The organism is Pirellulales bacterium, assembly GCA_019694435.1.
GTDB lineage: Bacteria > Planctomycetota > Planctomycetia > Pirellulales > JAEUIK01 > JAIBBZ01.
Window position 1 is genome coordinate 101863 of sequence record JAIBBZ010000005.1, and the last position, 18470, is coordinate 120332.

Here is an 18470-nt window from a genome sequence, read left to right on the forward strand (position 1 = left end):
CGAGCCCGTAGCCGCTGCTGCGGCTGAAAACTCGGCCCGCTGGCCCGCTTGAACCCGATATCGAGTGCCCGCAGCGGGTGCCTTAGGCGGATGTCCCGCGCCGTTTGAGCACGACCAGCGTTTGATCTTCGCGGGCCCGCAGTCCCTGGTGTGCCTCGAGCGCCGCGCGTGCCGCATCGGCGAGCGCCTGGGCCGAGGCATGGCGGTGCGCGTTGAGGGTCTCGGCCAGGCAGCTTGCGCCCCAAGGCCGCCCGGCGTCGTCCCGCGCTTCGATTACGCCGTCACTGGCCAGGATCACGGCTTCGCCCGGCTTGGGACGCAGCGGCAAGGCCGTGTAGCGCTGTTCGGGCGAGCTTGCCAGCGCCGGCACCGGATTGCCCAGGCGTGTGCAGCCATTGTCGTGCAGATGCAGCGCGTGGACCGGTCCGGCCGTGGCCACGTCGACGCGGTGATCGTCGGGCCGCAGCCGCGCCAGCCCCAGCGCCGCGAATTGATCGCCCGCCGAGCCGCTCCAGAGGCACTGGCCGACCCTTTCCAGAATCGAGTCGGGCCGGGCCAGAAACATGCTGCACGCGCGAACCTGCTCGCGGAGGCTAGTAGCGGCCAGCGCCGCGACGACGCCCTGGTGCAAGGCGTCGCCCACGGCCAAGGCCAGCGCACCGCAGGGCAGCACCCACCAGTCGAAGAATTCGCCGCTGAGCGCGGCGCACGAGCGATGCCAGCCGGCGAGTTGCCAGCCTTCGACCAGCGGGGCCACGCTCGGCAGTCGCTTGCGCTGCCAGGCCGCCGCATCGCTGCATTGCTGCGGCTCGACCGCGACGCGCCCCGCCGGGTGCAAGAGCATTTCGCGCTCGAGATCGGCGGCGATCCGGCCGGCCACCAACTCGGCCACGCCGGTCTGCTGGTCGTTGAAATCGCGCGGCGTCGTTGAGAAAAACCACAACGTGCCCAGCGGCGTGCTCGGGCTCGACACGGGCACACAAACGGCCGCGGCGAAATCCTCGGGCGGGTTCCAGCGGTCGAGCAGGTACGGGTCGTTGAGCACGACCGCATGGCCTAAGAGGGCCTCGAGATCGGCCATGGCGGCGGCCAAGCGGCGCGGCGGATCGGCCAGCCGCGTCTTGGGCAATCCCCAGGCGGCGCGCAGCTTGAGCACGGTCGTATCGTCGTCGAGCATGTATAGGCCGGCCGCCTGGCAGCCGAGGGCCTGCGCCCCGCCGCGCAGGGCCGCTTCCAATCGCCGGGCCAGATGCCGGTTGGAATCCGAGCCGCTGATTACGGGCACGCCGGCCGCCAGTTCGGCCTCGCGTAGCCACAGCGTGTGCTCGAGCCGAAGCGTGTGGTTGACCAACCCCGCCAGCGCGGTGCCGAGTTTGCTTGCGGCATCGAATGAGGCGGACGTCGGGGCGCTCTCGCCCGGGCTTTCCAGCGCAAGCAATCCCGAGGGAGCCTTGGGCTCGACCGTCAGGGGCGCGCTCCAGCGCAGCTCGACATTGTTCGCCGGCGCTTGTTCGTAATAGCGCAACGGCCAGCCGGTCGATTGCTCGAAGGCGGCGCAAAGCTGGTTCCAGCCGGGAATCAGCTCGGCCGAAGGCAGCGGCACCGCGGCCGGCGGATCCTCGACATGGATCCGTAAATACGGAGGAATCGACTTATTCACGCGCCACACCTGCTCGGGGGCAAGAACGCCTTCCCAAAGGAAAACAATCGTTCCTTGACCCAATCGAGGCAGGCGACAGCCAGGGCCGCGATCGCGCAGGGAGCGATCATAGGCCTGCTTGTCGACGCACTTCCTCCAGCATCCTTAGCCGGCAGGGTTTCTCATCGGCTGCGCTGGTTGGCGAACTGCAGTCGACCTTGCGGCCGCGCGGAACGTCTGTCGAAGTCGGGTGCCGTTACAACCCGTGCACGACGACCGTCTTGAGCTCGGTCATTTCGGCGATGGCGTAACGTGGGCCTTCCTTGCCCATGCCGCTGTCCTTGAGCCCTCCATAGGGCATCAGATCGGCACGCCACTGTGGACCCCAATTGATGTGCAAGTTGCCCGCATCGACTTCGCGGGCAAACCGCAAGGCACGCCCCAGATCGCGCGTGAAAACGCCCGCGGCGAGACCATAGCGGCTGTCGTTGGCCAGCGCGATCGCCGCGTCGAGCGAATCGGCGCGCAGCACGGCGACGGCGGGCCCGAACAGCTCGTCGCAACTGACGCGCATGCGCGGATCGACGTCGGCCACGAGCGTCGCGGCAAATCGGGCGCCTTCGCGCTGGCCCCCCGCGATCAGCCGCGCGCCGCCTTGGAGCGCCTCGTCGACCCACTGGCCGACGCGAACGGCGTCCTGCTCGCGAATCATGGGCCCCATCTTCGTGGCCGGATCGAGCGGGTCGCCGATGTGCAGCGCCTCGACGCGCGGCTTGAGCTGTGCGAGCAAGTCGTCGTAGACGCCCCCCTGTGCGATGACGCGCTGGGTCGAGATGCACACCTGGCCGGCATTGCTATAGCCCGTCGCAACGGTCGCCTCGACTACCTGGTACAGGTCGGCGTCGTCCATAACGATCAATGGGCTGTTGCTGCCCAATTCCATCGTCACGCGTTTCAGGCCCGCCTGTCGGCAGATGTGCTCGCCTACATCGCGGCTGCCGGTGAAGCTGATTTTGCGCACGCGCGGGTCCGCACAGAGCGGGTCGCCGACCTCGGCTCCCGAGCCCGTCAGGCAGGCGATACCCAGGGGCGGCAGCCCGGCGGCAAGCAGGATCTCGACGAGCTTCAACGCCGAAAGCGGCGTGTCCGAGGCCGGCTTGAGTACGACCGAGTTGCCTGCGGCCAGCGCGGGGCCAACCTTGTGGCAGACGAGATTGAGCGGGAAGTTGAACGGCGTGATCGCCGCGACCACTCCGCAGGGCACGCGGAGTGTAAAGCCGAGCTTGCCGGCGCCGCCCGGCGCGCCGTCGAGCGGCAGGCCTTCGCCCGCGATACGCCGCGCCTCTTCTGCCGACAACAGCATCGTTTCCGTGGCGCGGGTCACCTCGAATCGCGCCTCGGCAAGCGTCTTGCCTTCCTCGCGGCTGATCGTCTGAGCCAGGTCGTCGGCAGCGCGCTCCATCCCCGTGACGGCCCGACGCAGGATCTGCCCGCGGTCGTAGCCCGGCAGGCGGCGCATTTCGACGGCGCCCTCGCAGGCGCCGGCCAGGGCGTCGTCCACGTCGGCCGCATCGGCCTTGGGAACCGTGTCGATCACGCGGCCGTCGTAGGGATTGCGAACTTCGATCTGCTGTGGCTTATCGCGCCAGGCGCCGCGGACAAACATCTGCATGAGAGTGAGACCTTGGGCCGGAAAATAGAACGGGTGACCGCTGCTTGCCGGCATTGTAGCGGGGGCGAATGCAGGGCACGTGAGACTGCGGCGCCGCAGGCACTGGTTGCGGGCCACCCGCGCTGCGAGTATCGTCTGGCTCTGATCTCTGCTTGTTCGCTCAGGTGTCCGGAGCCCGCCCTGTATGGCAATCCCTTCACAATTGGCTCTTGAGAAGTCGCCGGGCGCGAGCAGTGTGCCGGCGGGCAACATGCCCCGCGTGGTGGCGCGAGCGCTGTGGGTGGTTTGGGCCGTGCTGCTGCTGGGCGGGTTCTGCTACGGACTCGCAACGGTGGATGATGCCGACGCCAGGCAGCACATTCCGACGGTGGGACGCATGGGCTCGTCGCTCGTGCTGGTGATCGCCGGCATCGTCGGCGCATGGGGGGCCATCGGCACGCCTGCGCTGCGCTATGCGGTGCTTGTGGCCCTGGGGATGGCCGCGGGCTTTCTGGGCGATTTATTCAACGCCAACCTGATCCATTTCGCTTTTCGCGACAATCCGACGATGGGCGGCATCGTCTCGTTTGCCATCGGTCACATCTTCTACATCGCCGCCGGCGTGTATCTGGCACGCCGCGCGGGATTCAACGACCGCTTCAAGTGGTTGGTCGCCGTCTTGGGCTGGCAATTGATCGGCCTGGCGGGGTGGTTCGGCGTCGTGTTTCTCGCCGGCAACGTCGGCACGCTCCACTGGGCCGCCCTGCCCTATTCGCTGCTCTTGGCCGGCACGGCCGGCATGGCCAAGGCGATCGGATGGCACTCGTCGAAGTTCGCGCCACTGGCCCTCGGCGGGGCCCTGTTTCTGATGAGCGATTTGATCCTGGCCTTCGAGCTGTTTCGCGGCAGTTTTCCCTGGGGTGGTGATGCCGTCTGGCTCACCTATGGCCCCGGGCAGATGCTGATCGTCTATTCGCAGTGGCCCGCGCTGCGCAAACTCGTCGGCGGTTGATCGAGATGCCGACCGAGCGGCCTCGGCGACGCGCGCTGCGTGCGATCACCAAGCGGCCGTGCATCAGCGTTCGCCAGATGCACTGTGCGACCGGTTGGCCGTCGAGCCGAGGAATCCGTTCCTTGCCGCCTCGAGCAGCGCCAGGACGGCCGGATGTTGGACCCGCCGTTGCGTGGTGATGGCATAAAACCGCGAGCGGATTTCCGGCACCTGGCCCACGATCTCGACGCGATACTGCCGGCGGACGTCGTCGACCACCACCGACGGCACGGGAAAAGCGCCCACGCCGGCCAGGCCGAATTCTTTCAACAGGGCGCTATCTTCGAATTGTCCCAAGATGTGCGGTACGAGTTGGCGCGCCTCGAGCCAGGCGTCAATCGAGCGGCGGAGTTGCGTATTCTCGGTGGGGAGCAGCAGCGGGGCCTGATGAAGCGAGTGTGGGAACTTGCCGCGTAGCCGGCGCGCCAACGGTCGCGCCGCGCAAAAGGCCACGGCGCTATCGCCGAGGATGTGTTCGAACGCCTTGACCCGTACGCCTAAGCCAATGGGTGCGTCGCTGAGCAGCACGTCGAAGCGATGCACGGCCAGGTCGGCCAGCAATTGGTCGAACTTCGCTTCACGGCATTCCAATTGCACCGGCTGCGGCAGTTGCAAGGCGGGGGCCAGCAGCCGGTAAGTCACCAGCTTGGGCATCACGTCGGGCACGCCGACCACGAGCCGCGGAGCGCGATCGGGCGTACCACCGGCGAAGGCCTGCGTCAGCTCTCGGGCATGGGCGAACATTTCGTCGGCGTGGCGATAGACCATTTGGCCCACTTCGGTCAGCGCCAGCGTCCGGCCTGCTCGGCGGAACAGCTTGCAGCCGAGCGCCCGTTCCAGGCTGCGAATTTGCATGCTGACCGTCGGCTGCGCGAGATGGAGCTTCGCGCAGGCCGCGGCGACCGTACCTTCGTGTGCCACCGTCCAGAAATAGAGCAGGTGGTGGTAGTTCAGGTCGTAGAGCGAGACCGGCGTGGCCATCGATCTAAATTTTCTATGTAAAGCGTTAAGCGACTCTATTAGTCGATTGTTGCCCCCGACGCAACAATGTATCAAGGGGCATTTTCAGGCCCGGCCGGCTGCGCGGCGGATGTCGACTCACGCGATTGTGCGGAGAATGCCGATGCTTCCGGATACAGCGTCGTTTCGACGCGTCAGGGTGTTGCATGCATAGCGATGAATTCGTAGCGGACAGCCCCGGCGAGCCGCTCGGCGTCCTCGAGGTCGAAGCCGTGCCTGCCGCACGCGTCGCGGCGCTGGCCGGCATGGTCGATCAAGCGGCGCAGCGCTTGGGCCTGCTGTTGGATTCGGTGATGAACCACCGGTCGTCGCGTGCTGCGCTCGAACAGGCCGCCGGCGATTGGCCGCAGGCATGGAGCGCGGCGTTTGCGACCGCGGCCTCGGCACGCGGTATGCGGGCCGTCGAGTTGTCGCTGACGCCCGCCGAATTTGATCGCTGCCTCGCCGGACGCGAACTGTTGGTGACTTGGCGCCCCGTGCCAGGCGAACCTGGCCCCCACGCAGACGGCGAGTGGTTGCTCGTCGTGGGCCGCAAGCGCAACGAACTATTGGCCGTCGATTCGCAGGGGCGCGAGCTCACAGTCCGAATCTCCGATCTGTATCCCCAATCCGGGCGGTTGGAGCCGCGCACCGTCTGGTGCATCGTGGCGCCCGAGTATGCCGTCGGCGAAGCTCCGGAATCCGGCTGGCCCGCGCAGGCCGCGGTGCAGTCCTTGGACCCTCACGGTCCTGGTTCGATCGGGCCGCTGCGCCGATTGATCCAGTTGCTGCGCCGCGATCGGGCCGACCTGTGGACGGTGGTCATCTTTGCCGTCGCCGTCGGTCTGCTGAGCCTGGCGGTGCCGATCGCCGCCGAGTTGCTGTTCAGCTCGGTCATCTTTGGCAACTTGTTGCAGCCGGTGCTCTATCTGACCTTGCTGCTCGGCGGGGCGCTCGTGTTTTCTTCGACGCTCCAGGCGCTGCAAATCTACGTCGTCGAGTTGATGCAGCGGCGGCTCTTCGTTCGTGTGGCGGCAGATCTCACGGTGCGCTTGCGCCGCGTCGATCCCGCGGTTTGGGACGAACATCATGGTCCCGAGCTGGTCAATCGCTTTTTCGACATCCTGACCGTGCAGAAGGTCGGCGCATCGCTGCTGCTGGACGCCCTGAGCCTGGTCATCGTGGCGCTGGTCAGCATGGTGGTGCTGGCGTTTTATCATCCCTTCCTGCTGGGCTTCGATCTGTTGCTGATGGCGGCGATTGCGGCCGCCCTGTTCGTGCTGGGCCGCGGCGCGGTCGATTCGGCAATCGCCGAGTCGCGATCGAAATATGCCGTGGTCGGCTGGCTCGAGGATCTGACCCGGCATTTGTTGCTGTTCAAGCTGGCCGGCGGCGGCGAGTTTGCCTGGCGCCGCTCGGAGAGCCTGATCAAGGAATACCTGGCCAATCGCCAGTCGCACTTCCGCATCCTGTTTCGACAGATTGGGTTTTCGCTCGGCCTGCAAGCCGTCGCCACGACGGCCTTGTTGGGAATCGGGGCGTGGCTGGTCATCGAGCGCACGCTCACCTTGGGGCAACTCGTGGCGGCCCAGTTACTGCTGTCGAACATCGTGGCGGCCTTTGCCAAGCTCGGCAAACACATCGAAGGCTACTACGACCTGATGGCCGCCACGGTCAAGGTGGGTCACCTGCTCGACCTGCCGTTGGAACCGTCGGGTGGAAGCCAGACGCTCATGGTCCCTGCCCCTGCGCGACTCGAGCTGCGGCGGCTGTCGTTTTCGTTTGCGCCGCGGAGCCGCTTGTTGGATCGCATCAACCTGGTTCTGGAACCGGGCCAGAGTGTGGCCCTGATCGGTCGGGAAGGCAGCGGCAAGAGTGCCCTGGTCGACCTGATTCACAGTCTGCGCCGACCCAGCTCGGGCGTGATCTTGCTCGATGGCGAGGACGTGCGCGAATACTCGCTGGAAGCCCTGCGCCGGCAGATCGTCACGGTGCGCCAGGCCGAACTGTTCGACGGCACAATCGCAGAAAACGTAACGCTCGATCGGCCCGAGGTGTCGCGGCGCGACCTGCACGAAGCCATCCAGGCGGCCGGCCTGTTGGAAGATATCGGCAAGCTGCCCGATGGCCTGCGGACGCGCATCACGGCGGGCGGGACCCCGTTGTCGGATTCCCAAGCACTGCGGCTGACGCTGGCCCGGGCCTTGGCGGGCCGGCCGAGGCTGTTGATCCTCGATGAGACGCTCGATCGCTTGTCCCGTCCGGCGCGGCAACGGTTGCTCGACTATCTGCTGCGGCCGCAGCGCCCCTGGACATTGTTGATCGTGACCAATCTGGAAGACGTGGCCGACCGCTGCGACCGGATCGAGCAGCTCGACGCGCTGGGAGGCCACGACGATGCCTAAGCTCTTCGGCTGGCGATGGCCGCGCCCGGCGCAGGTCGATGCCGATCTGCCGGCCATGTCCCAAGTCGTCACGCCGCGATTTATTCACCGCCTGGCCCGGTATCTGGGCGTGCTGCTCACAGGTGTGCTGTTGCTGGTGGGGATCGTACCGTGGCAGCAGACAGCGGCCGGCAAGGGGCGCGTCGTCGCCTTTGCGCCGCTGGAGCGCCGGCAGGTGATCGAGGCGCAGATCTACGGCCGTGTCAGCCGTTGGGACGTCCGCGAAAACAGCTACGTTAACCAACACGACCCGATCGTCGAGATCCTGGACAACGATCCCAATCTCGTGGCCAGCCTGCGTCAACTGCGCGCGGCTTCCCAGGAGAAATGCAACCAGTACAGCGCCAAGGTCGGGCAGTACACGGCCTATCTCGAGGCCATGCGCGGCCAGCGCGAGCCGACGCTCGAGGCGGCGCGGCAAAGTGTCGCCGCCGCCGAGCAAACGGTGCTGGCCGCCGAGCAGGATCTCGTGGCGGCGCAGGCCGACGCGCGGGCCGCACTGCTGCACTACAACCGGCTCATGGACCTGGTCAACGACGGAATCGTCTCGACGCGCGATACCGAGCTGGCCACCGCCAAGCAGGCCGAGACCGAGGCCAAGGTCCAGGCTGCCGAGGCCAAGCTCACGTCGGCCAAGAACAAGCTCGAAGCCGAGCGGCAGTACGTCTTGAAGATCGATCACGAGACGCTGTCGAAGATTCAGGCCGCCGAGGCCGACCTGGCGACGGCGCAGGCCGATCTGGCCGAGGCGAACAAGGAACTCATGGCGGCCGAGATCAAACTCAACCAGCAACAAAACGCCACGGTGGTTCGCGCGCCGTTCGCCGGACGCGTGTTGCGACTGGCGGCCATGCAAGGCGGCGAGAACGTCAAACCGGGCGATCCGCTGTTCGAGCTCGTGCCCGACACGGAAGAACTGGCCGTCGAGCTGTACGTCGACGGCTTCAACATGCCGCTGGTGGCCGAGGGGCGCAAGGTGCGGCTGCAATTCGAGGGCTGGCCCGCCGTGCAGGTGCCGGGCTGGCCTTCGGCGGCCGTGGGCACCTTTGGTGGCGAGGTGGCACTGGTCGACGCGGCGGACGATGGTCTGGGGAACTTTCGCGTCGTGGTGCGCCCCGACCCGGCCGACGAATCGTGGCCGGGCCGGCGTTGGCTCAAGCAGGGCGTCCGCGCCAACGGCTGGGTGCTGCTCGGCCAGGTGCCGATCGCCTACGAGATCTGGCGCCAACTAAACGGATTTCCGCCGGTGGTGGCGATGGACGAGCCCGGCAAGGAGAAGGCGACGGGAAAAGACGGCAAGGAAAAGGCAAAGCCCCCGCTGCCGAAATAGGAAGAGTGCGTGAAGGTGCGTCGCGCCGAGAAGGAACGAGGCCGCTCGCGTCGCAGAATCATCTCGTTGGTTCTGCTGGTCTGCTGCTGCGCGCCGCACGGCGCGCCAGCCTGCGCCGAACCACCGCGCACGGGGCCGACTTCTCCGCCCCCGCAGGCGAACGCCGGCGAGGTTCCGTTGCCGCCCGTGTTGCCGCGGCTTTGGCCGCAGAGCCCGCCGCAGTTGCCAACGGGCGAACTTCCTGCGCCGCAACCGCCGCCATTGTTCGAGCAGGAAGTGATCGACGCAGTCCTGTATCAGTATCCGCTGCTCGCGGCGATCGAACAGGAACGAGCCATTGCGGCGGGCGAGCAGCTCGCATCTTGGGGAGGCTTCGACCTACAGATCGCCGGCCATGCCTTGGCGGCGCCCTTGGGATATTACAAGAACTATCGTTACAACCTTGGGCTCGAGCAGCCGCTGTGGAACGGCACCAAGCTGTTCGGCGGCTATCAGCTTGGCCGCGGCGATATCCAGCCCTGGTACTTCGAGCGCAAGACCAACGAAGGAGGCGAGTTTCGGGCTGGCCTCGACGCACCGCTGCTGCGCGACCGGCCGATCGACTATCGCCGCGTTGCCGTGCGTCAGGCCGAGATCGCGCGCAGCCTGGCCGAACCAGGGATCCGCAAGGAACGCCTGACCTACGTCAAAGAGTCGGCCAAGTCGTATTGGGCGTGGTTCAACGCCGGCCGTCGCTACGAGATTGCCCGCGACTTGCTCGATTTGGCGCTGGAGCGGCAGCAGGCCCTGGAACGCAGCGCGGCGGCCGGAGCGATTCCCCAACTGGCGGTCACTGAGAATCTCCGGTTGATCGCGACCCGCCGCGGTTTGCTCGTGGGTGCTGAGCGCAAATTCCAACAAGCGGCCATCGCGGTGTCGCTTTACTATCGCGATGGCGTCGGCCAGCCGGTGCTGCCGCCGGCGGTGCGATTACCGGCCCAGTTTCCTCCGCTGGCGCCCTTGCATCCGCGGCGGGTCGAAGCAGATATCCAAATCGCCCGCGCGCGGCGGCCCGAGTTGCAATATCTCGGCCTGCAGCGGAACAGTGCCATGGTCGACCTGGCCCAGGCCCGAAACCTGTTGCAGCCAGGCGTCGATGCGGTGCTGTATGCCTCGCAAGACGTGGGCTATCGCGCCGACGATCGAAATGACAAAGGGCCCTTCGAACTCGAGACGGGGGTGACCGTCGACGTGCCGCTGCAGCGCCGCTATGCCGAAGGCAAGGTGCGCGCGTACCAGGCCAAGATCGCCCAGTTGTCGATGAAGCAACGTTACGCGGAAGACGCCATCGTGGCCGAAGTCCGCGACATCTCCAGCGCCATCGCGGCCAGCTTCGAGCAAGTGCAACGCGCCCAAGACGCGGTGCGGTACAACAGCCGCCTCGAAGAGCTCGAACGCAAGAGCTTTGACCAGGGCCTCAGCAGCCTGTTCCAAGTGAATCTGCGCGAGCAGGCCACGGCCGAGACTCGGGTGCTCGAAATGGACCTGACGGCCGAGTACTTCAAGGCCGTGGCCGAGTATCGCGCGGCGCTGGGCGTCGACTCGATGCCGGCCATCGCCGTGCCGGCGGCAACACCTGGTCCGGCCGCGCCGCCCGGGCCCATCGAACGCGTTGCACCGCCGCCGCCTGGAAAGTAGCCGTCGGGCGTTTTGCCTGCCACCTCGCGAAAGCGCATGATAAGGCCCGGGGGGGTGCCATCCAGGGGCCGGAGACCGAGCATGCGTAGCTTGCGCGCCAAGCGGGTGTTGATTACCGGGGCTGCCCAGGGCATCGGACGTGAGACGGCCTTGCGCTTCGCGCGCGAGGGGGCCGCGCTAGTGCTCGTCGATTTGCAGTCGGAAACCTTGGGCAACACCGTGGATGAGCTGCGGCAAGCCGGCACGGTGACACATGGCTACCAGCTCGACGTCACCGACTTCGACGCCATTGAGCTGCTACGGCAACAGATCGCTGCCGAGGTCGGCACGATCGACGTGCTGGTCAACAACGCGGGAACCGTTTACGGTGGGCCCTTTCTCGACGTGCCGTGGGCGAAACACTTGCAAACCTACCGCGTAAACACGCTGGGGCTGGTGGCGATGAGCCACGCGTTCTTGCCCCAGTTGATCGCCCAGCCCGAGTCGCATCTGGTGAACATCGCCAGCGCCTGCGGCCTGGTCGGGCTGCCCTTTGGCTCGACGTATGCGTCGAGCAAATGGTCGGTGATCGGATTCTCTGAATCGTTGCGGCTCGAGCTGAAGAAACAGGGGCACCGCCACGTGGGCGTGACCAGCGTTTGTCCGAGCGTGGTCAACACGGCCCTGTTTCGCGGCACGACTCCGCCCAAGACGACGCGCGTCTTGCAGCCCGCCTACCTGGCCGATCGAATCGTGCGGGCGGTGCTGGCGAATCGGGCGTTCGTCATGGAGCCGGCCCTGGTGCGATTGTCGCCGCTGCTGCGCGGCTTGTTGCCGTTACGCGTGTTCGATTGGCTCTCGGAGGTCTTCGGCACGACCACGGCCATGGCCACCTGGGCCGGTTCGACCAAGAGCGAGCTGCAGCACCCCGCGACAAACGCACCGCGCGAGTTGGAAGCCAGCCGCAAGTGAGGGGGCCGCGCGGAGCGGTCCTCGGTGTACCACGTCCCGCGCGGTTAGGGCCGATCGAAGCCGTAGGCCGGGTTCTGCGGATCGAAATCGCGCTCGCCGAGGCTGGCGTTCAGCTTGATCCGCGTGAAGGTGTATTCCTCGCTGAGCACCGGATCGCCGCCGGGCAACTCGGGCCAGGTATATCCTTCGAAGCGAACCGCCAGCGAACTGGCGTCGTCGAGGTACAGACGCGAAAGGTGATAGGTGAAATTGCGTCGCGGCACCGGGTGCGTGACCTGCAGGCAGGTGCACGATTGCCCATCGACCTTCGCGCCGTGATAGATCCGCGCCTCGCATTCGCCGAAGTGCGCGTCCGACTCCAGTTGGCGGATCGATCGCGAGAGTAGATCGGCCATCGTCAACTCGGTCAGAGGGCGGAGATGTCCCTGGCGGAGCAGGGGGCTATCGAGCGCCAGAGAAATCGTGGTGTCGGGGAGCCGCGGCCAACGTCCGCAGCGCGCCCAGAGCATGTCCTCGTTGCGGCCCGTTACGAACAGCAATTCCGGCGCGCGGTCGTCGGGAGAAAGCATCCGCAGGTAGAAGCTGCGCGGGGCCTGCCGCACTTTCAGTTCGGCATATTGAAAGTCGCTGAGCTGGCCGGCGATGCGCTCGCGAATGACCAGCGTGCAGGTGTAGTCGCAGTTCCATTGCGACTGTTCGGCGGCCTTGTGAGCGGTCTCGAGCAGCGGAAAAATCGGATGTGCCCGCAGGATGTCGGGCGACGGTGCGGTGGCAATCGAGACAGCCGTCGGACGCGGCCGGGGCCAGGCAGGCTGTGCCTCGGCCTGTTCCGCGAGATCGTCGGGAACCTGGGCCGTGGCCGCCGCCGCGGTGAGGCATAATCCGAGCACGGCCAATGCGCAGCCAGACTTGCGCAAACCCGGGCGATGTAAGTACCGGTAGTTAGCGGTCTGGACCACCGACATAGTAGCTGCTTCCGTGCAGGGATAGCCCTTAAGTGCTATCGCCGCTTGCAGGCCTTCTTCTCCAGCCGAGGTTTCAAGCGGGGTGAGCGACCCCAAACTGGCCCGCCGCCGACTCCGTTCGTGGGCTCCTTGGGCAGCGCTAATGTCCTGACTTGAAAGACGTTGCGGCAGAATCCACCTACGCGCGGGGTGGACAATTGCCAGGGCGCAAATTGGCGGCAATTTGCCGTGCTTGACCCTGGGTGGGGGTCTCGTAGGATGACCCTCGGGCGCTTGCGGCGGACCTATGTAACGACTGGTCATGCCTTGCGTCTGGGGCAAGCTAGCCGATCTGCGCAGTCTTTCCCGCCTTGGAATACCAGCGATGGCCCTGGCCGCTGCGCACGGTCGATGCCACGAGAATAACGTCCGCATGGGGGCCCCAAATCGCGTGACGAGTCTGCCCGTTCAGCGCGATCTCACGGAGAGGCTTACGGAAGCTTATGGCGACTGACGTTTCTGCACGAATTGATGCTGCTGGCCACGATGACGACGGGAACCGGGCAATCCGGCTGAACAAGGAGTCGGGGCCGCATCGGACCACCAGCGGCGAGTTCTCGATTGCCGAGGCGCGCACGATCGTCAAAGACCTGTTTGAGCCCAACCCGCTGATCTATTGGACGGATCTGATCGTATCGCTCGCGGTAGGCGTCGCCTGTTTTCTCGGCTCACGGCAGTTCCCGCTGTTCCACCCAGTACAGATCCTGCTGTACGTCGCGACTTGCATCGCCTATTACCGCGCGGCCTTGTTCACCCATGAATTGGTGCACCTGCGCCATGGCAAGTTCCGCGGGTTCCGGATCGCCTGGAACCTGCTAGTCGGCATTCCCTTTTTCATGCCGTCGTTTCTGTATCACATTCACATGCTGCACCATGTGCGCAAGCACTACGGCACCGACATGGACGGCGAGTACATTCCGTTCGCTCATCGGCCGGTGCGGCGCATGGTGCGCTATCTGGCGGAGAGCTTTATCATTCCGGCGCTGGGGATCGCCCGATTCATGGTGCTGTCGCCGCTGACCTGGGTGAGCCCGACCTTGCGCCGCTGGGTTTACCAGCACGCCTCGTCGATGATCATCGACCCGACGTTCATTCGCCCGCTGCCGACGACGCAAGAACAACGCATCTGGAAGCTCCAGGAAGTGGCCTGCTTCTTGTTCGGGCTGCAAGTCGCGTTCCTGATCGCCACGGGCTTGCTTCCCTGGCACTTCCTGGCCCACGCTTACCTGGTCGCTGTCGGCATCATTCTGCTCAACGCGGTACGCACGCTGGCGGCCCATCGCTATCTGCTCGACGGCAAGACGCAGGTCACCTTTGTCGAGCAATTGCTCGACTCGCTCAATTTCCCGCGCTGGCCGGCCGTGAACGTGCTGTGGGCTCCCGTGGGGCTGCGCTTCCACGCCTTGCACCACTTGTTCCCGTCGATGCCGTACCACGCGTTGGGCACGGCCAACGCGCGGTTGCTGGAGCAATTGCCGGCCGATTCGCCTTACCGGCGGACGCAGTCCGAGAGCCTCTGGGGCTCGCTCAAGGAACTCTGCCAAACGGCCTACCGCCGGCACGGGTTCTAACGCGATTACCATCGCTTCCGCGTCGACCGGCTGCGCAGCGAGGCGCAGCCGGCCGCGGGTTTGCCGCCTTGCTCTGGCGGAGTTGCGTTCAGGTTGCGCGGCGGCGGTGCTGCCATCGAGCCATGCCTAGCCAGCCGATTGCGCCGCACACGGCCAACGTCCAGGTCGCCGGCTCCGGAACGGGTTCGATCAAGTAGTGAAGTGTGTTCAGCCAGAGCGCCTCGTGGGCCGGGAACGCCGCTGGATTGACGTCGCCATCGATAAAGGGCGTCGTATCCCCGAACACAACCACGCGTCCGCTCCCGGGCCCCAAGACGTCATGGTCAAAGGCAACGATGCCGGGTTCAGGAACAATGAATGCGCGAGCGACCGGACTCGCCCCATTCAAGAACGTGAACTTGCCTGCGCCGTAAAACAAGGCGAGCAGTTGATCGCCGTAAGGCCCGTCCCAAACCGGATGTGGAGGATCGATGCCGATAACCGGGAGGACTCCGCTCAGGTCATCGTCTTCGATCGTCAGACCGAACGGCGTGGCATAGCTCTGGCTCGAACCGGTCATGAAGCCGTCAATGACAACCATGGCGCGACCACCGGCGTGAACGAAATCGTGTACGGCAGTTTGCTCAGCCGGCGACAACGGGGTACCGACGCTTTGTGTGATGGCATTGCTGAGAATCAGCAAATCGATGCCGGACAAGAACGCCGGCGTCAGTTCCGTAGTGCCGACAATCGCATCGACGTCGAAGTGACTGAGCAGCGAGTTGCGAGCGTCGTCGACAAAACTTCCATTGAAGACAGCGCTGATGCCGCCGCGAGCGTCGTCGAAGCCACCGACGACGATGCCGGCCGGTGCCTCGGCGACCGGCAGTCCCAGACATGCGACCGCCAGGCCGCTGAGCATGATTCTGTGCATGATCTTTCCCCGTTTCTCATGCTCATGCCTTGCCGATGCGCATTTGCCCCGTCGATGTCAGCGGCGCGCGAGACTGGCGCGGAGATCGCGCTAGGCAAGGAGGCCGAGTCGTGGCAGCAAACAAGTCGCCTGCAGGGCTTAGATACCCTGTGAAAGCTGCGACTTATCGGCTCGGCATTGGCATTACTCTAGGGCCGAGCGAACGCCAAAATACATCGCTGTGTATTCTGGCCGGCCCTATACCCGATCGAATGAGCCTGGAACTGCAACGAAGCGCTCGCGGCACTCGCAGGCGATTACCGATCGAGGTCGTAGACGCGGTAGGTCTTGGCGATGGTTGCGCCGCCTTTTTCGAGGCCCTGACGCGCGAGCAGGTTGGTCTCGGAGACCCAGGAGAACTCGGCTTCCTGGACGCCGTAGCGCAGCGCCGCCGGCACCAGGCTGGCCATCAGCGCCAGGCCCAGGCCCCAGCGTTGATACTCGGGCACCACGTTGATGCTCAGCACGCGGATGCGCTTCGGGTGGCGCTTGACGGCCAGCATACGAAAGATGCCGTCGGGGAACAGCCGGCCATCGGCGCGGCGAATCGCAGGGTTGTAATCGGGCAACCCGAACACGCAGCCCGCCGGTCGGCCATCGATCTCGGCCAGCATGGCCATCTCAGGCACGAGCAGATGCTTGAGCCCGGTAGCGCTGTGACGTACCTCACCGGGAGTCATCGGCACGGCACCCCACATCTGCACGAACGAGCGGTTGTAGAGATCGAGAAACATTTCGACCTCTTGCTGGAACCGCGACCGGTTCATGGGACGGATGATGGCGCCCAGGTGCTCGAGCACGTTTTCGGCCATGCCCCCCAGGCGCGCTTGGACTTCGGGCAACTGGGCGACCAGGCCTTGATAGGCATATACGTCGTGCGTCTTGCGAAAGCCGGCACCCTCGATGAGCCGCGCGTAATACGGCGGGTTGTAGGTCATCATGAAAGTCGGCGGGCTGTCGAAGCCTGCGACCAGCAGGCCGACTTCGTAGTTGATCGAGGGGTTAAGTGGCCCGCGGACCTGGAACAGCCCGCGGTCGGCCAGCCAGCGCGAGGCCGCGTCGAACAGCGCGTCGGCGACTTGCTGGTCATCGATCGCTTCGAAAAACCCGAAAAAGCCGCGGCGCTCGCCGTGCACCTCGTTGTGTTTGCGGTTGACGATGGCCACGATCCGGCCGACAACCTGCCCGTCGCGGCGGGCCAGAAAGGGCTGGACCTCGCCAATCTCGTCGAATGGATGATGCCGGAAGCCGACGAGCTCCTTGATCTGCTCGCGAATCGGCGGCACCCAACAAGGATCGTAGTGGTAGAGCGACCACGCCAGCTCGAGAAACAGGCGGCGGTCTTGGCGGGTGCGAACCGGGGAGACGACGACAGGCATGCTACGGGTGACGTGGTCTCAGGCGGGCGGAACGCCCAGCAGGCGGCTGCGCGACGCAGCGCCTGCCGGGCAAAACACCAACGACAGCGATCGAATCTTACAGCACACCGGCGTGCCGCGCGGCCGTTTGGATGATCTCCAGCGCCTGTTCGAGCTGCTCGATCGTGTGGTTCGCGGTCAGGCTGACGCGCAACCGCTCGCTGCCGTGCGGCACCGCCGGGAACGGCACCGAGTTAACGCACACGTTGTGGCTGTGCAGTTCGAGCGTCATCTGGCGCAGCGCGGTCATCGAGCCCAGGATCACCGGGATGATCGGGCTGGCACATTCGCCGATCACGAAACCGAGTCGCTTCAGCTCGCCGTGCAAAAACCGCACGTTTTCCCACAACCGCTCGCGCAGTTGTGGTTCGGCCATGATCACGTCGACCGCGGCGTTCGCGGCGGCGGTGACCATCGGGCTTTGCGCCGTCGAAAACATCCCGCTGCGGGCAAAGTAGCGCAGGTGGTTGACGTATTCAGCCTTGCCGCCGACGAAGCCGCCACAGGCACCCAGCGCCTTGCTCAGCGTGCCGACGATCAACAGGTCGGGCTCATGGTCGAGTCCGAAGTGGGCCACGGCACCGCGACCCTGCGGTCCGAGGACGCCCGTCGAATGGGCCTCGTCGACCAGCAGCATCGCGTTGTGACGGCGGCAGACCTCCATGATCTTGTCGATGGGGCCGATATCGCCATCCATGCTGTAGATGCCTTCGACGCACACCAGCTTGAGGTTGACGTCGTTGGTGCGCCGCAAAACGCGATCGAGATGATCGGCGTCGTTGTGCTTGAAGGTCCGCAGCTTCGCGCCGGAGAGTTTGGCGCCGTCGACGATGCTCGCATGAGCTAGCCGGTCGACCACGATCAAATCGTGCTTCGAGGCCACGCACGAAATCACGCCGACGTTTGCCGCGTAGCCCGTCGAGAACAGGCAGACCTCTTCCACTCCCTTGAAAGCGGCCAGCTTGTTTTCCAGTTGCCCCGTCACGGGGAACGTGCCCACCAACAAGGGTGAGCTGCCCGAGCCGGTCCCGTAGCGCGTCGCGGCATCGCGAGCAGCTTCGATCACCCGCGGGTGGGTGGTCAGGCCCAGATAGTTGTTCGACGCCAGGATGATCATTTCCCGGTCGAAGGATTCGCGCGGATAGTGCACGCGCGAATTCGCGTCGCTGGGGCCCAGCAATTGGCGGCGGTAAAGGTGGTGACCCTTCTCCTCGTAAACGGCTACGCCGGCGTGGAAAGCCGTCGCCGCCACGCGGAAGTCAATTCCTTGCTCGCGCCGGCGAATAAAATCCACCAGTGCGGTTTCGGAATCGATCACCACATCGGCGTCTTCGGCGACCTGCGGAAACTCTTCCGCGTGATTCGCCGAGACTGGCCCCGTACGAAATGTAAACTGCCGACTGGAGCTGATATCGCTCGTTGCCATGCAATGACCCTCTTTCCCTGGGCCCATGTGCGCGCGGTGGCGGGAGGGGTGACACACCGCGATCGGTCGCCCTCGTCAGGGTTCTTCCGGTTGCCTTCCAAATTTGACCCAGCCAGCAACCGGTCGATCTAACGCGAGCAAGTAATCTGTTAGGGGAGTTAGTTTATCGGGGCTAGAAGCGTTGAACAAGGATTTTCGGGCGGATTGGCAGAGTTCGATGCATTCGAATTACGGATTTTCCGATTGCGTTAAGTGGCTAAACTGCAAAGACTTGGGGTGTCTCGATCGCGCAGGGTTAGGGGTTCGGGCAATTACGCCTTTGGGATGCCCCCTCCGCGAGGCCGAGACTCCTCATGC

General features: G+C 65.3%; 13 protein-coding genes. 6 read left to right on the forward strand and 7 right to left on the reverse strand.

Annotated elements, in window-relative coordinates; all coding sequences use genetic code 11:
- Window positions 1-82 precede the first annotated feature (82 nt).
- Together K1X74_06620 and K1X74_06625 are read right to left on the reverse strand one after the other, a co-directional pair.
- Window positions 83-1660, reverse strand: coding sequence for a SpoIIE family protein phosphatase (locus K1X74_06620; protein MBX7166005.1), 1578 nt, complete (start codon window positions 1658-1660; stop codon window positions 83-85).
- 235 nt (window positions 1661-1895) lie between these two features.
- Window positions 1896-3311 (reverse strand): aldehyde dehydrogenase family protein, encoded by a 1416-nt coding sequence (locus K1X74_06625; protein ID MBX7166006.1) that lies wholly within the window; start codon window positions 3309-3311, stop codon window positions 1896-1898.
- Between the two features lie 184 nt (window positions 3312-3495).
- Between K1X74_06625 and K1X74_06630 the strand changes: the two genes are divergently transcribed.
- Complete coding sequence (locus tag K1X74_06630) at window positions 3496-4302, forward strand: lysoplasmalogenase (GenBank protein ID MBX7166007.1); 807 nt, start codon at window positions 3496-3498, stop codon at window positions 4300-4302.
- Window positions 4303-4365: 63 nt separating this feature from the next.
- On the opposite strand, the gene K1X74_06635 is transcribed toward K1X74_06630, so the two are convergent.
- The gene (locus tag K1X74_06635) at window positions 4366-5322 is read right to left on the reverse strand and encodes a LysR family transcriptional regulator (GenBank protein MBX7166008.1); all 957 of its coding nucleotides are present in this window, start codon (window positions 5320-5322) and stop codon (window positions 4366-4368) included.
- A 185-nt stretch (window positions 5323-5507) separates the two neighbouring features.
- Between K1X74_06635 and K1X74_06640 the strand changes: the two genes are divergently transcribed.
- The 4 genes from K1X74_06640 to K1X74_06655 all read left to right on the forward strand — a co-directional run bounded on the left by K1X74_06640 (window position 5508) and on the right by K1X74_06655 (window position 11742).
- Complete coding sequence (locus K1X74_06640; protein MBX7166009.1) at window positions 5508-7745, forward strand: ATP-binding cassette domain-containing protein; 2238 nt, start codon at window positions 5508-5510, stop codon at window positions 7743-7745.
- Window positions 7738-9114, forward strand: a complete 1377-nt coding sequence (locus tag K1X74_06645) for an HlyD family secretion protein (GenBank protein MBX7166010.1) — start codon at window positions 7738-7740, stop codon at window positions 9112-9114. Before K1X74_06640 ends, K1X74_06645 begins: the two co-directional genes overlap by 8 nt.
- Window positions 9115-9291: 177 nt before the next feature.
- Window positions 9292-10791 (forward strand): TolC family protein, encoded by a 1500-nt coding sequence (locus K1X74_06650; protein MBX7166011.1) that lies wholly within the window; start codon window positions 9292-9294, stop codon window positions 10789-10791.
- Between the two features lie 81 nt (window positions 10792-10872).
- Window positions 10873-11742: an SDR family NAD(P)-dependent oxidoreductase gene (locus K1X74_06655; GenBank protein MBX7166012.1), complete on the forward strand. Its 870-nt coding sequence runs from the start codon at window positions 10873-10875 to the stop codon at window positions 11740-11742.
- Window positions 11743-11786: 44 nt separating this feature from the next.
- Here the strand turns inward: K1X74_06655 and K1X74_06660 are convergent, their stop codons facing one another.
- Window positions 11787-12707 (reverse strand): DUF1571 domain-containing protein, encoded by a 921-nt coding sequence (locus K1X74_06660; GenBank protein ID MBX7166013.1) that lies wholly within the window; start codon window positions 12705-12707, stop codon window positions 11787-11789.
- A 482-nt stretch (window positions 12708-13189) separates the two neighbouring features.
- On the opposite strand from K1X74_06660, the gene K1X74_06665 reads away from it, so the two are divergent.
- A complete protein-coding gene (locus K1X74_06665) occupies window positions 13190-14317 on the forward strand; it encodes a fatty acid desaturase (protein ID MBX7166014.1) in 1128 nt (375 codons plus the stop codon).
- 88 nt (window positions 14318-14405) lie between these two features.
- Here K1X74_06665 and K1X74_06670 read toward each other — a convergent pair whose 3' ends face one another.
- The 3 genes from K1X74_06670 to K1X74_06680 all read right to left on the reverse strand — a co-directional run bounded on the left by K1X74_06670 (window position 14406) and on the right by K1X74_06680 (window position 18113).
- Entirely contained in the window at window positions 14406-15230 is an 825-nt protein-coding gene (locus tag K1X74_06670) for a hypothetical protein (protein MBX7166015.1), read from the reverse strand.
- 296 nt (window positions 15231-15526) lie between these two features.
- Window positions 15527-16648, reverse strand: coding sequence for a GNAT family N-acetyltransferase (locus K1X74_06675; protein MBX7166016.1), 1122 nt, complete (start codon window positions 16646-16648; stop codon window positions 15527-15529).
- A gap of 97 nt (window positions 16649-16745) precedes the next feature.
- Entirely contained in the window at window positions 16746-18113 is a 1368-nt protein-coding gene (locus K1X74_06680; GenBank protein ID MBX7166017.1) for an aminotransferase class I/II-fold pyridoxal phosphate-dependent enzyme, read from the reverse strand.
- Window positions 18114-18470: the final 357 nt, after the last annotated feature.